Origin of the sequence: Vibrio qinghaiensis (assembly GCF_002257545.1) — a bacterium.
Taxonomy (GTDB): domain Bacteria; phylum Pseudomonadota; class Gammaproteobacteria; order Enterobacterales; family Vibrionaceae; genus Vibrio; species Vibrio ordalii.
The window spans coordinates 2,644,353-2,658,546 of record NZ_CP022741.1 but is presented as its reverse complement, the minus strand read 5'-3'; the positions used below and the strand labels follow the sequence as shown (position 1 = coordinate 2,658,546).

Below are 14,194 nucleotides of genomic sequence, written 5' to 3'. Positions count from 1 at the left end.
GACTTTAAACACAATGACAGCACAACAGATTAAACAACGCGTCGACACCACTTCTGACGAAATCGATCTCGGTAAATTGTTTGGCCTTCTGCTGGATGGCAAATGGATCATTCTCGCGACGACCACTTTCTTTGCTATCTTTGGCATTGCCTTTGCCTTGCTCTCAACACCGATATACAAAGCCGATGCTTTGATTCAAATCGAACAAAAAGGCTCTGGCGGTATTTCATCATTAGTCGGCGGGGAAATGAGCGATCTCTTCTCTTCTGAATCATCCGCCACCACTGAAATTGAAATCATCAAATCACGGATGATTTTAGGCGACACCGTTCATAAATTTAACCTAACAACCTTAGTTGAGCCGGATTACTTTCCCGTTATTGGTAAAGGCATTGCGCGCCTTCGCGGGGAAATAAACCGCATTCAAGTCAGCCGTTTTTACATACCAAGTTACGCATTGCAAACGGGCCACCAAATAGTGGTGCAGGATGCAGAACAAAAAACCTACCAGTTAGTGCGTGAAGATGGCCGCGTAATACTCAGCGGTAAAGTAGGCGAACTGGCAAAAAATGATGATTACCAACTGTTTGTCACTGATTTAGACACGAGCAGCGGTTTTGCATTTAACATCAGCAAACAAAGCGAGTTAGATGCGATTAAATGGCTAAAAGATAACCTATCAGTGACTGAACGCGGTAAACAAACCGGCATTGTTGAACTCTCTTTCACCGGTGAAAACCCCAGCCAAATACAAGCTATTTTGGATGATATAAGCCAAAACTACTTTTTGCAGAACGTGCAGCGCAACTCGGCAGAAGCTGAAAAAAGTTTAGCTTTCTTAAAAGGCCACCTGCCAACCATTAAAACCGAATTAGACAGCGCGGAAGAGGTATTAAACCGCTACCGCCAAGCCAATGATTCGATTGATTTAAGCTTAGAAGCGAAATCCACCTTAGAAGTGATGGTGAAGCTAGAAGCGCAGCTTAACGAACTCACGTTTAAAGAGAGTGAAGTGAGCCAGCGTTTCACCACTGACCACCCGGCATACAAATCACTATTGGATAAACGCCAAATCTTGCTTGGTGAAAAAGAGCGCTTAAATCAACAAGTACAAAAGCTGCCTAAAACCCAGCGCGAAATTTTACGCATGACGCGTGACGTGCAAGTGAACCAGCAAATTTACATTCAATTGCTGAACAAAGTGCAAGAGCTGAACATCATTAAAGCCGGAACAGTCGGCAATGTGCGCATTTTAGACAGCGCAGCCACCTATGCTCAAACTGTGAAACCAAAAAAACCACTGATAGTCGTATTAGCGACCTTGCTTGGCGGCATGTTAAGCGTTGGCGGGGTATTGGTGAAAGCGGCGCTACACCGCGGCGTAGAAAACCCAGACGATATTGAACAGCTTGGCCTTTCGGTTTACGCCAGTGTACCTAAGTCGATTCTGCAGCTGGAATTTGCAGAAAAAATCAATAAAAAGCGTAAATCCCTACAAGAGATGATGCTGCTGGCGGAAAGCAACCCAGCGGACCTTTCTATTGAAGCGCTACGCGGCCTGCGCACCAGTTTGCACTTTGCAATGTTAGAAGCCAAAAACAACGTGGTGATGATTTCTGGCCCTGCGCCGGGCATTGGTAAATCGTTTGTTTCCACCAACTTTGCTGCGGTTGTAGCCAAAACTGGGCAAAAAGTGCTGTTGATTGACGCAGACATGCGCAAAGGCTACTTACAACAACCTTTTGGCGTAACCTGGGAAAATGGCCTTTCGGATCTGCTCAGTGGCAAAATTGATTACGCGCAAGCGATCAAAACCACCCAAGTAGATAACTTAGACATTATGACGCGCGGCCAAGTGCCACCCAACCCTTCAGAACTGCTTATGCATCAACGTTTTAAAGCTTTGGTTGAGTGGGCTTCACAAAATTATGACCTAGTGATTATTGATACCCCGCCGGTACTTGCGGTGACTGACCCAAGCATTGTGGGTGCCCATGCAGGCACAACATTGATGGTGGCACGCTTTGGCCTAAATACCGCCAAAGAGATTGATGTTGCCAGAAACCGTTTTGAACAAGCCGGTATTGAAGTGAAAGGTGTGATCTTTAATGCGGTAGAGAAGAAAGCGTCTAGTACCTATGGTTATGGGTACTATAACTACAGCTATGTGAATGATAAAAAATAATTATATATTTTTGCGTTCTAATAAGGATGATTTTAAGAAAATAAACAAACCCTAGAGTTTATAAGAGATGGTCAAAATCAGACTGTTCTAATATGAAAAAACAAACATTATTAAGGCTGATAATGCTGCATAAATTTATAAATTCAGGTGATTTAGCTATAGATATCGAATTTGGTAATCAACATGGTTTTTTTTCGGGAGCTCGAGATAGAGTTTGTGATAAAGAAACATACTGTAAAAAAGTGATTAATCGAAGTTTTGATGTAGATAATTGTGTTGCTAAAGGTAAAATTAAAGAATTAATTGATATTGGAAGTGATTCATTAGTTAGAGAATTAGATATTCATGCAATACAAGACTCTTTTCTTTTTGATTTCGTATCGAGATTTGTGGTTTTAAGCAATAATCGAAATGCTTATATTTCTGAAATGGAAATTAAACATAATAACTCCAATATTTATTATCAATATCCAGATGATAAGCCTGTTAAGGTTCCTTTGGGAGATAAGCATTGGCTGGAGTTTTTTAATGAAGGCTCATCAATAGAGAAATATTTTGATAATGTTTTTTATATTAGAGATGAGTCACAACCTGATGGTCGTTATAAGTGGATTGTGCATCACAGGAAAATAGCCAAACCGGAGTATTCTGAATTAATTCTTAGAGGGTGCAATCCAAGGATTGAAGGTGTCATACCATATCAGAAATATTTACCTAGAATTATTAAAAATACCTTATTTAGAATTAGAGAAAAGAAATATCCAAACTTTCCTCTAATGGTGGTTGGTGTTGTTAATGTTAAAAATGACTTTTTGAAAATCAAAACCAAATTAAGGTTAAGTGAAGATGCTTAACAGAAAAATCAAGTTATCACAAAGTGCTAAGCGACTAGTGTGTTATCTAAATATAAAGTTTAATAAAGAATTTGGTTATCCAGATCAACCCAGCTGGGGGTATGCTTTTAGCTATTTATTAGCAAAGCAGTCTGATAGCGTTGAATTTAATGAATTGGCAGAAAAAGCAGTAATGCACCTTAAACGACAAGATAATAATCATCCTAATTATTCTTGGGAATTTGTGGTATTTGCTCTACAGAAATTAAAAAAACAGAACAGATTAAATAAAGGTTTTTTTTTGGACGGATATCATGAAAAAGGAACCAGAATGTTTAATTGGTTTCTTTTGAGAAATATAAATAAAATATTCTGCGGTCAATTTTCTATTTTTGATAAATTTAAATTACATATTGGTTTGTTTTTTTTTCAAAATAAAGATGGACTAATCCTAGATGAATTTAAGACTCGTTCATTGCAATATCATGCTTTTTGTTTGTTTATTCTAGCGCACATAATTGAGCAACATCCTGAAAATAAAACACTTAAGAAACGTTTTTTAGAGGGAGTTAAATGTGCGATAAGTTACATACTTAAGGATGGAACTGCAATTTATATTGGTCGAGGTCAAGAGCAGATATTTGGTTATGGTTCTTTAATTTACGCACTTGAGTTTTGCCATTCTCATATTGAAAAATTAGATGAGAATATTCTTAACAAACTAGTAGATAAAGTTATCAGTTTACAAAGAGAGGATGGCTCGTATCCACTGGTATTAAGATCTAGACAGCCTGAAGATAATGATGTTTGTTTTAAATCCGATCATCCGGATGGATGGTATGGTTATAACACGTTATATGATTATCAACCATTTTTAGGGTACTGTTTGTTTATGGCGGGAACGTTTAAATGACGGTATATAAAGAAAAATTAAAATGTGGAGCTGAAGTTGTTTGGAGTGTCCCTCTTTCAGGTTTTGGCCATGTTGCGGATGAGCAGCCCCTTCCTTATATTCATTTTAATGGTATTGAGTTAACGCCAAGATATGGTGGTGAAGAAGCCTTAACTTCTTCATCAATACAATCTCTGCCATTACCTTATGGTAAACTGAAAAAAAAATGGCCAATTCAACAAAGATTATTTAATTTAACAAGAAAAAAAATAAATATATATTGGCGTAATTTATTTACGACATTTTGTAAAAAAGATAATACTTTCTATTTTTTAGAGCAACTAAATTTTACTGGAAATAAGAACGGTTTTATTGGGATATCCCCATTATTGGTATTTTCTAGAAGTTTTAAATTTTCTAATAATGGCATTGCTGTTAACGATAAAATAAAGTTTTTAAAAAGTATTGAATTCGAATATTTACACATTTCACCTTACGCAGAATTTTTAGAATCAAATTGTGAGATAAACGTTAATTTAGATATTAATCATGAGAAGGTTATTTCTTCATCAACAGGAAAAGCAATTTGGAAATCCAATATGCTTAATAATGCTAAATTCAAAGCTGGAGAAGAAATTTCGTGGCAGTATCAGTATCAAATAAAGTATTAAGTTTACGTTCTGCATTTAGCTATTCAGCAATAGAATCAATTGGATCCAGAGTTTTTGATTTTGTAACACTATGGATTGTATTAAATAATCTTAATTCAGAGGATTTAGCAACGTTTGGACTTGCAACCTCATCAATATTTTTTTTCAATCTGTTATTTTTATCACCAGAAACAGGGTTGTTAAGAAACCAAAAGGAATGGATTGAAAAGAATAGAATCAGTTGCTTTATATCATCCTTTATTAGATTCTCTATTATAAAAATCATTTTACATTATGTTGCGGCAATCCTTATATATATATATATAGGAGAAGTCAACTGGATCTTCTATTCAATAGTATTCTCTGCTATCACTCAACAAATACAAGCAGCTGAAATAGCTAGAATTTTCATGAGAATGAATCTAAAGCAAAATTCAGTCGCACAATTTGAGCTTGGTAGTAAATTTATTTTATGTTTTCTTTGCTTTATCCTGCTTTTATGCCCTAGCATGGGAGTTTACTTTACTATATATTTTTTTTGGAGTTTAATTATTACTATTCTGTGGTTGATTAAACTATCAAAAATGGTACACATAAAAAATGTATCTTTCATGGTGACATATAATTGCGTCAAAGATAGTATTTTAGGTTTTTCAATATGGGCGCATATTACTGGAGTGATTACTTATTTTGTTTATAACTCAAACATTATATTTATCAAATTGTTTTCATATACTAATGACGATATAGCAATGTATACGGTAATAACGAAAGTAAGTAATCTTTTTTTTGTTATTCCAATGTTTTTCCAGTCTTTTGTACCTGTTTTGATATCAAATGATAATAGTAATGATAACTTTTCCTTTAGAAAGGTTTTGCTAATTTGCACTTCAATTTCATTATTTCAATTTTGTTTTTATTTGTTTTTTGGTGACTACTTGGGTGGTTTTTTTGGTGTAAAAAAAGAAAACATTGATCAATTTTATAAGTTAGGGTTGTGGATTAATTTGGGAATTTTCTTTCTTAATGTGACTAGGCCATTAGCTACTTATCTACTAATTAAAAGGCCCCCTCATCATCTTTTATTATTTGTAAATATACCAACTGTAATATTAACTATCATTATTTATCCTTTATTTATAAGTTCTTACGGCTTGAGCGGAGCTGCATATGGTTCATTGCTTATTTTTACTTTAATGTCATTTCTTATATGCTATCAATATAAGGTTAAATGAAATGTTAAGAAAAAGAATAATGATAATAATAAATAAAGCTTTTATTGAAGACGGCTTTATTCATTATGTTAAAGTATGTTTAGATTTGATTTTATTTCAATTGATTTATAAACGAATTTATAAAAAATGTTTTCTATTTTATGGTGATAACATTCGGTGGGGTAAACATGGGCACTTTAGACTTATTCCAAATTCTATTAGGATTTCAGGTTCAGATTTGATTTATATTTCTGATAATGTGCAGATTGACGAAGGAGTATATCTACAAGCTCATCCTGGTGGAGAGGGAGTATTTATTGGTGATTCAGTTAGGATTAATGCATTTAGCCATGTACAGGCTTATTCAAAAATTCATATAGAAGACTATACTCTTATCGCACCATATACACATATAAATAGCGGAAACCACGGTTTTGTAGAGAAAGATAAACCAATAATGTATCAAGGACATATACCAAGCGAAAAAATATTTATAGGTAAAGGGAGTTGGTTGGGGCATTCAAGTACGTTATTAGGAGGGGCAAATATACCACCATATAGTGTAGTAGGTGCGAATACCGTTGTTACAAAAAAATATGAAGAAAGATGTGTAATAATAGGATCTCCCTCCCGTATTATTTTAATCAAATAAATTGGTAAAAAGATGATATCAGTAGTCATTCCAACCTATAAACGTCCAGATCGTTTAGAACGCCTTCTATTATCTATTTCAAAACAAACTTTACTTCCAGAAGAAGTTATTATTGTTGATGATGCATCAGGAATGAAGGGCGAGTATGAGGTTTGTGTTAAAAAATTTAGCCATTGTTTTAATTCAATTCAATATATGGAATTGGTGAAAAATTCAGGTGCACCAGCTGTTCGTAATACAGGTATTAAGCTAGCTAAAAACGATTGGATAGCTCTTGTGGATGATGACGATGAATGGTTACCTGAGAAGCTGGAAAAACAATGGGATATTGCTTCCCAATCGAATGAAAAGCTTGGCTTAATCTATACTTGGACAGAGGCTATAGGCCAAAAAGGTCAGGAGTCATATAAAAGTTGTCACTCGTTTAGAGGGGATGTTAGAAAATATATTTTAACAACTAATTTTATTATGTCAGCTTCTGTGATGGTACGAAAAAGTGCGATTGTTGAAGCAGGATTATTTGATGAAGCATTACCAAGTTGTCAAGACTGGGATATGTGGACTGCTATTTTTATGAAAGGCTATACAGCAGAAGTTGTTGAAGACATTCAGACTATTTACCATCGACATGGTGGTGAGTCAATCGGTCTCTCATCGAGAGCAAAACTAGGTTATAAGCTGTTTTTAGATAAATATTTTATAGAAATAGTTAAACGAACTTCGTTGCTTAATACATTGAAAAAGTCGTGGTTATATTTCAATGTTTGGAGAGTGAGTCGCAATGTCTAATCTTAAAATTTCACTTCTAACGAATATGGTTACGCCATACCGTGTGCCATTTTTCAAAGAAATGGCATCTGATAAAAATATTACTCGTTTTCGTGTATTGACTTGTGTTGATAAAGAGTGTGATCGTGAATGGTTAGTAAATAAAGAGCAGGATTATCAAGTAAAACGTCTTTTTGGCATAACTTTAAACCTGAAATCAGGTAAAGATGCACGCCGTATTATGCATTTTCGCTTTGGTATCTTATGGGAACTTATTTCACATAGGCCAGATAAGCTGATTATAGGCGATGCTTCTTGGACTTCTTTTATTGCCGTATTTGCTTGTCAATTACTGAGAATACCTTATGTAGTGTGGAATGAAATTACAACAACATCAAAGGTGTCGCAAGGCATTGTCGCTAAGCTTAGAAACTATATGTATAAGCATGCATCGCATTTGATTGCTTCATGCAAAATGGCACAAGATTATCTTCGCCAATGTGGTGTTGATCAATCAAAAATCAGCATTGTTAATAATGCGGTAGATAATGAATTGTTTTTAACTCATAAAGTAGAATTAGAGCCACAACGAGAAGCGATAAGAACGCGATTAGGTATTGATCCTGATGCATTTTGCTTTATTTATGTGGGGCAACTGATCTCGAGAAAACGTGTTCTTGAAACATTAGAACTGCTTGCGAAAGCGAGTCAGAAAACGAAATTGCATTTTATTGTTGCAGGTACTGGCCCTCTGGAACAGGATATGCGCAAAAAAGCGTTTGAGTTAGGCTTTAGCGATATTAATTTTTGTGGGTTTGTACAAGATAAATCACTATCAGAACTTTATGTTGCAGCCGACTCATTGATTTTACTTTCAGAAGACGAGCCGTGGGGAATGGTGGTTAATGAGGCTCTTATTTTTGATTGTAACTTTTTGGTGTCTAGATCAGTAGCCGCTGGTATTGAATTTAATTCTTCATATAATATAGGTTTAGTAAGTGATATTCGAAATATTGAAATAGAATCTTTCATAATTAATAATTCTAGATATAAAAAACTTATCCCATTAAGTCCAATGAATATGAAAGATAAGTATTTAAGTTCGGTATTGAAAATATGAGTAATTATATTTTTTTAGGTTTTATAAGTATATATATTTCTTTAATCCCTTCTTTAGGAGAAACGCAGCCTATTGTTTTATTTATTATCGGATTGATATTTTTTTTCGATGGGTTGATAAATAAAAAAAATAGCTATTATGCATTGTTATTTGCAATTCTTAATTTTTTTTTATTGTACTCTGTAGCTTTTGTTTTTTTTGCAGATGGCGACTCTGGAACTTTAATAAAATATCTGGTATTCATCTTTGTAACGATTGCAATGTGCAATTTGAAAAGTGAATATTTGAGTTTTAACAATTACACCATAATTGCATTTTTTTTTATTATTATCGCATTAGACCAGAAGTTTTTTGGTAATAATTTATCTTTTGTTTTTGATGTGGTTACCCCAAGGGTTAATAGTAGTTTAGAAGCTGGAGGTCGAGGTGTTCCTATAATTGCTCCAGAGCAAAGTTATATGTCTTTAATCTTGGCATCTCTAATTATTATGTGTAACTCTACATATATTTACTCTGAAAATAAAATATCAAAAAAAACATTCATCTTTACTGTTGTGTTATTATATATATTGTTGATATTAACAGGATCATTGTTATCGTTTTTATTTCTAATTGGTTTTTTGTTTATCCAGTTTTTTAAAATTAACCATTTACCATACTTGATGATTTTTTTATTTGTATTTATATTAATAGTTTCTGAAAATGAAAGAGTTGTGGATTTAGTTATTACCATCACAAATATAAAAGATTTTACGTGGAAAGATTTTTTAGTTTTAATGACAATAGTTGAACCAAGTGGGAGTACTAGGTTAATTCTAGCTTCATTAGCTGTTATGTATTCGATGGATAATTTTATTTTTGGTGGGCTTGGAGCTATAAAAAACAATTGGTTCTTAGTTGCTCATGAAAATGGTTGGGACTTCATAGCTTATCATTCGGTACTAGGTTTACAATATAAGTCTAGTATGCCTACTGAGCCACAAACAATTTTTTATAGTTTAATTTCTGACCTCGGATGGTTCATGTCGCTAATTATTATTTTATTTTTAATTGTTTTCATTTTTATTAAAATTAAATTTGATCGTCTAACTTTAATGGTTTTTTATTTTCTATCATTCATTTTATTTTTCCAGTCATCTATAACTTCACCATATATAGGTGTATGTGTTTCATTATTATTAACGAGTTGTCGGTATGAAAGGCGATAGTGTTTATATTCAACTTAATAATCATTCAAATGTTATAGGTGGGCAGGAAATATATTTAATCCGTCTTTCTGAACAGTTAAAAAATGATGGTTTTTCAATATCATTCATGGGTATGCCTGAGAGTTTAAGATCATTATCTACCGTATTTAATATAGATGGAAAATTGATTATTAAAGTATTGAATGGTAATAGTTCAATGTACAAAGGTTTTTTTGAGAAAGGGTCTTTAATTTATATCCAACATAGCGATATTAATGATTCCCAAGCGCCTGTATATAAAAAAATAATTAGAAAAATTTTATTGTACTTATGTCTAAAAAGAGTGGATGCAGTAATTCGAGTTTGTAATAAATGCATTCCGGACAAATACGCTAAAGGTAAAATTACGACTGTTTATAATGGGGTTGAACTTAAAACTGAAGTTCCTAGAGAGCTTAGTGGTAAGTTAAACCTGCTGATGGTAGGCGCTATTAATGAGAATAAAAACCAGAAACTAGCCATAGAGGCGTTAGTTCATATTGAGGACGCAACGTTAACACTGGTTGGCTCTGGTGCTGATATTGAAAGTTTAAAATTGTTTGCAATAGATCTAGGTGTTTCTGAACGAGTGCATTGGGCTGGTTTTCAGGATGATCCTACGCAATATTATGAGCAAGCTGATTTATTATTAATGTTATCAAAAAATGAAGCGTTTCCTTTTGTTGTTCTAGAAGCGATGGCGCAGGGGGTTCCTGTGGTAGCCGTTCCTGTTGGCGGCGTTCCTGAAGCTGTTCAACATTTAGATAACGGTTTATTACTTGATGGTTATCAACCACAACAATTAGCTCTTGCTATTCATAAAATTCAACAAGATAGAGCTTTGTATACAACGTTGAGTAAGAATTCGATAGCGACGATAAAAAATAAATTTTCATTAGAGAAAATGACACAGGGATTTATTGCTGTTGTCGATCAAGTATTAGAAAAGCGTGGTGTTAAGTGAAACTTGGAATAGATATTCGATGGATGGTAAATAACCATAGAGGCATGGGGCGTTTTGCAGAATTCTTAATTAAACCAGTAGAAGAAAAAATCACAGCCTTTGCACCTAATAATATAGACACTTCAAATTATAATGTGGTAAAAAAAGGCAATTCTTTTTTTCCTTGGTGGGAACAATGCATCCTTCCTTTTTTATCCAAAAAGGAACAAATGGATTATATTATTTTTCCTTATAACACAGGGCCTATAATCGGCTGTGGGAAAGCAAAAAAAATAGTTGTTATACATGATTTAATATTCATGCGTTCTAAAAATGAACTTCCATTATCGATGTCTTTATATCAAACACTAGGGCGATATTATCGTCGTTTCGTTGTGCCAAAAGTTGCAAAAAATTCGGATGTGATTATTACCGTCTCTGAATATACAAAGAGTGAGTTGGTCGGAAAATTAAATATACCTGAAAGTAAAATCAAAGTTATTCCAAATTCAATAAGTAACAAATGGTTTGGGGCATATGCTGGACTCTCGGAGAGAAAGCCTTATTTATTTACAGTTGCTGGTGAAGCTCCTAGTAAGAATGTACCTAAATTAATTGAGGCTTTTTCTTTAGCAAAAAAGTATATAGATGACAATGTTACATTACGTATCGCTGGTATTAAAGCTGCGCATCATTCTGAATTTATAGAAATCGCAAAGAAGTTTAAAATTGAAAGCGATGTTGAGTTTCTTGGGTTTATTTCAGACAGGGAATTACAAGTGCAATATAGAGAAGCAAGAGCATTTATTTTTGCTTCTTTATTCGAAGGATTTGGTATTCCTCTTTTAGAAGCCATGGCATCAGGAACTCCTGTTTGTTGCAGTAATTCAACCTCCTTACCTGAAGTCGTTGGTGATTCGTCTTTATTATTCGATCCTTGTGATGTTAATGCTATTTCAAAATCTATTATAGAGATATTGACTGAAGAAGTGTCAATATCTGAAAACCGAGTATCGAAGGCTTATTTAAGAGCAAGCGAATTTAGTGAAAGTGCTGTAAATAGACAAATCAAAGTTTTTTGGAGAAAGTATTGTGATTCAGATTGCTAAGAAGAAAATACTTGTATTGACCCCTCGATTTCCTTATCCAGTCATTGGTGGCGATAGGCTAAGAATCTTTGAATTATGTAAAGAGTTAGCTAATAATTATTCATTAACATTAGTTAGTTTATGTGAAACGAAAGATGAAATGACATTAGATATACCTAACGATGGTGTTTTTTCTAATATTCATCGTGTGTTTCTTCCTAAATACCGTTCTTATCTTAATTGTATTCTTGCTCTTCCAACTAAAACACCATTGCAAGTGGCATATTATAAATCACACAAATTTTCTAAAGTAGTAAATGTTTTATCTAAAGATCATGACTTAGTTCTACCGCACTTGATAAGAATGGCAGATTATGCAAAAGATTTGCCGAATAAAAAAGTATTAGAAATGACTGATGCCATATCGATGAATTATTCAAGAGTATGTGAAACAAAGAATAATGCTGGTGTTAAAGGTTTAATTTATAAATTAGAAAAAAAACGCTTAAATCGTTATGAAAAGCAGACTGCAGAAAAGTTTGATTGTAACTTATTAGTCTCGAAGTTTGATAAAGATTTCTTATTTACACCAGAAACTGATGTTTATGAGAAAACATTGGTATGTTCGAATGGTGTCGATGTATCAAAGCTAACTTATGAATTTTCACCGAATAAAAAAGAAGTTGTTTTTATCGGTAATATGTTTTCAGCTCAAAACTTTGATGCAGCTATGTGGTTTGCAAAAGAGTGTCTTCCTTTATTACGGCAAAATGGTGATTATACATTTAAGGTTATTGGAAGAATAAAGCCTGACGATGAAATGAAATTAAATCGTCATGAGGGGGTTATTGCTACTGGCGCAGTTGATTGTGTTATTGCACATGCAAGAGGCTCTATTGCCGGTATTTGCTCTGTGAGGTTGGCTGCTGGGGTTCAAAATAAAATCCTCGAGTATATGGCCTTGGGGTTACCGACAATTACGACAAGTACAGGTCTTGAAGGGTTAGATTCTATTCCTAATAAAGATATTCTTGTTGCTGATTTACCACAAGACTTTGTTCAATCTATTCTTCGGTTAGAAAATGATGTGAATTACGCTGAAAAATTATCTGCTAATGCACTTCAATATGTAAAAGAACATCATTCATGGACTGGCAAGCTGGCTCCTTTTTCCGCCAGGATTAATCAAATTCTTTCTAACTAAAGGTTATTTATATGATCATCCCTGTAATTATGGCCGGTGGTTCTGGTTCTCGTCTTTGGCCTTTATCTCGTACTCAATATCCGAAACAATTTATCTCTTTAGTTAATAATGACTCAATGCTTCAGGATACAATTTCACGCCTAAAGCTGCTCCCTAAAAGTGACCCTATTATTATTTGTAATAATGATCACCGTTTTATGGTTGCAGAACAAATGAGAGAGTTAGGTATCCATAACGCGGATATTATTTTAGAACCAGTTGGTAGGAATACCGCTCCCGCAATAGCTTTAGCTGCTTTTCAAGCGATTCGTGATGGGCAAGATCCTTTATTATTAGTTTTAGCTGCTGATCACGTGATAACAAATGAACAAGCTTTTATTGAATCGGTAAACCGTTCTATACCTGCGGCTGAGAATGACATGTTAGTAACGTTCGGCATCGTTCCTACTCACCCTGAAACTGGGTATGGGTATATTAAACAAGGGAAAGTTTTTGATAATGATTTATATCATGTTGAAGCCTTTGTAGAAAAACCTAATTTTGAAACTGCTCAACAGTATTTAGAAACAGGAAAGTACTCTTGGAATAGTGGGATGTTTTTGTTTAAAGCATCGACATATCTAAATGAACTAAGAAAATATAACTTCGCCATTTATGATATTTGTGAAAACGCGATGAACTCATCTTATTCAGATCTGGATTTTATTCGCATACCTAAAAAGCTATTTGCTCAATGCCCTGACGATTCTATTGACTATGCCGTTATGGAAAAGACAGATAAAGCAGTTGTTTTACCTATGGATGCGGGATGGAGTGATGTTGGGTCATGGTCTGCGTTGTGGGATATTAATGCTAAAGATGCTAACGGCAACGCGATTCGTGGTGATGTCCTACTAGACTCAACTAAAAACAGCTACATCTATGCTCAAAATAAATTAGTCACGACAGTTGGTGTTGATAATTTAGTGATTGTTGAGACGAAAGATGCGCTTTTGGTCGCTCATAAAGATAAAGTTCAAGATGTTAAGAATATAGTTAATCAACTCAAACAATGTGACCGTTCTGAATATCGTCAGCATCAAGACGTTTATCGTCCTTGGGGGAAGCATGATCAAATTGCTGAAGGTGATCGTTACCATGTTAAAAAAATCGTAGTCAGACCTGGGAAAAAAACAGCAACTCAAATTCATTACCATCGTGCTGAACATTGGGTTGTTGTATCAGGAACAGCAAAAGTCACAAATGGTAATGAAACATACTTAGTCTCAGAAAATCAATCAACTTATATTCCAGTAGGTGCTGCTCATTCATTTGAGAACCCTGGAAAAGTGAATTTAGAATTAATTGAGGTTAGAACCGGTAGTTATTTAGCCGAGGATGATATCGAACGTATTGGTACTGAAGGGGAAGGATACTAAA

The 14,194-nt window shown here is 34.2% G+C and carries 13 protein-coding genes; all 13 read left to right on the top strand.

The window, feature by feature from the left end:
- Window positions 1-13 precede the first annotated feature (13 nt).
- The 13 genes from CCZ37_RS12335 (at window position 14) to CCZ37_RS12275 (ending at window position 14,193) form a co-directional block, all read left to right on the top strand.
- On the top strand, window positions 14-2,185 hold the full coding sequence (locus CCZ37_RS12335) for a polysaccharide biosynthesis tyrosine autokinase (protein WP_094500656.1): 2,172 nt from the start codon (window positions 14-16) through the stop codon (window positions 2,183-2,185).
- A gap of 92 nt (window positions 2,186-2,277) precedes the next feature.
- The gene (locus tag CCZ37_RS12330; RefSeq protein ID WP_094500655.1) at window positions 2,278-3,039 is read left to right on the top strand and encodes a hypothetical protein; all 762 of its coding nucleotides are present in this window, start codon (window positions 2,278-2,280) and stop codon (window positions 3,037-3,039) included.
- Window positions 3,032-3,931 (top strand): hypothetical protein, encoded by a 900-nt coding sequence (locus CCZ37_RS12325; protein ID WP_094500654.1) that lies wholly within the window; start codon window positions 3,032-3,034, stop codon window positions 3,929-3,931. The genes CCZ37_RS12330 and CCZ37_RS12325 overlap by 8 nt, the downstream gene beginning before the upstream one ends.
- Window positions 3,928-4,581, top strand: a complete 654-nt coding sequence (locus CCZ37_RS12320) for a hypothetical protein (RefSeq protein ID WP_088729224.1) — start codon at window positions 3,928-3,930, stop codon at window positions 4,579-4,581. The genes CCZ37_RS12325 and CCZ37_RS12320 overlap by 4 nt, the downstream gene beginning before the upstream one ends.
- Window positions 4,551-5,795: a lipopolysaccharide biosynthesis protein gene (locus CCZ37_RS12315; protein WP_094500653.1), complete on the top strand. Its 1,245-nt coding sequence runs from the start codon at window positions 4,551-4,553 to the stop codon at window positions 5,793-5,795. The genes CCZ37_RS12320 and CCZ37_RS12315 overlap by 31 nt, the downstream gene beginning before the upstream one ends.
- 1 nt (window position 5,796) lies before the next feature.
- A complete protein-coding gene (locus tag CCZ37_RS12310) occupies window positions 5,797-6,426 on the top strand; it encodes an acyltransferase (protein WP_094500652.1) in 630 nt (209 codons plus the stop codon).
- A gap of 12 nt (window positions 6,427-6,438) precedes the next feature.
- Window positions 6,439-7,215, top strand: coding sequence for a glycosyltransferase family 2 protein (locus tag CCZ37_RS12305; protein WP_094500651.1), 777 nt, complete (start codon window positions 6,439-6,441; stop codon window positions 7,213-7,215).
- Entirely contained in the window at window positions 7,208-8,314 is a 1,107-nt protein-coding gene (locus CCZ37_RS12300) for a glycosyltransferase (protein ID WP_094500650.1), read from the top strand. Before CCZ37_RS12305 ends, CCZ37_RS12300 begins: the two co-directional genes overlap by 8 nt.
- On the top strand, window positions 8,311-9,522 hold the full coding sequence (locus tag CCZ37_RS12295; protein ID WP_094500649.1) for a hypothetical protein: 1,212 nt from the start codon (window positions 8,311-8,313) through the stop codon (window positions 9,520-9,522). Before CCZ37_RS12300 ends, CCZ37_RS12295 begins: the two co-directional genes overlap by 4 nt.
- Window positions 9,509-10,504: a glycosyltransferase family 4 protein gene (locus CCZ37_RS12290; RefSeq protein WP_094500648.1), complete on the top strand. Its 996-nt coding sequence runs from the start codon at window positions 9,509-9,511 to the stop codon at window positions 10,502-10,504. The genes CCZ37_RS12295 and CCZ37_RS12290 overlap by 14 nt, the downstream gene beginning before the upstream one ends.
- A complete protein-coding gene (locus CCZ37_RS12285) occupies window positions 10,501-11,592 on the top strand; it encodes a glycosyltransferase family 4 protein (RefSeq protein ID WP_088729216.1) in 1,092 nt (363 codons plus the stop codon). Before CCZ37_RS12290 ends, CCZ37_RS12285 begins: the two co-directional genes overlap by 4 nt.
- Window positions 11,576-12,775 carry a glycosyltransferase family 4 protein gene (locus CCZ37_RS12280; protein WP_094500647.1) on the top strand — a complete coding sequence of 400 codons (1,200 nt, stop codon included), beginning with the start codon at window positions 11,576-11,578 and terminating at the stop codon, window positions 12,773-12,775. The genes CCZ37_RS12285 and CCZ37_RS12280 overlap by 17 nt, the downstream gene beginning before the upstream one ends.
- 11 nt (window positions 12,776-12,786) lie before the next feature.
- Window positions 12,787-14,193 carry a mannose-1-phosphate guanylyltransferase/mannose-6-phosphate isomerase gene (locus CCZ37_RS12275; protein ID WP_088729214.1) on the top strand — a complete coding sequence of 469 codons (1,407 nt, stop codon included), beginning with the start codon at window positions 12,787-12,789 and terminating at the stop codon, window positions 14,191-14,193.
- Window position 14,194 lies beyond the last annotated feature (1 nt).

Excerpts from the sequence above, each read along its gene's own strand:
- CCZ37_RS12325 (WP_094500654.1), top strand. The coding sequence starts at position 3,032 with ATGCTTAACAGAAAAATCAAGTTATCACAAAGTGCTAAGCGACTAGTG.
- CCZ37_RS12320 (WP_088729224.1), top strand. The coding sequence starts at position 3,928 with ATGACGGTATATAAAGAAAAATTAAAATGTGGAGCTGAAGTTGTTTGG.
- CCZ37_RS12330 (WP_094500655.1), top strand. The coding sequence starts at position 2,278 with ATGAAAAAACAAACATTATTAAGGCTGATAATGCTGCATAAATTTATA.
- CCZ37_RS12290 (WP_094500648.1), top strand. The coding sequence starts at position 9,509 with ATGAAAGGCGATAGTGTTTATATTCAACTTAATAATCATTCAAATGTT.
- CCZ37_RS12310 (WP_094500652.1), top strand. The coding sequence starts at position 5,797 with ATGTTAAGAAAAAGAATAATGATAATAATAAATAAAGCTTTTATTGAA.
- CCZ37_RS12305 (WP_094500651.1), top strand. The coding sequence starts at position 6,439 with ATGATATCAGTAGTCATTCCAACCTATAAACGTCCAGATCGTTTAGAA.
- CCZ37_RS12275 (WP_088729214.1), top strand. The coding sequence starts at position 12,787 with ATGATCATCCCTGTAATTATGGCCGGTGGTTCTGGTTCTCGTCTTTGG.
- CCZ37_RS12300 (WP_094500650.1), top strand. The coding sequence starts at position 7,208 with ATGTCTAATCTTAAAATTTCACTTCTAACGAATATGGTTACGCCATAC.
- CCZ37_RS12295 (WP_094500649.1), top strand. The coding sequence starts at position 8,311 with ATGAGTAATTATATTTTTTTAGGTTTTATAAGTATATATATTTCTTTA.
- CCZ37_RS12335 (WP_094500656.1), top strand. The coding sequence starts at position 14 with ATGACAGCACAACAGATTAAACAACGCGTCGACACCACTTCTGACGAA.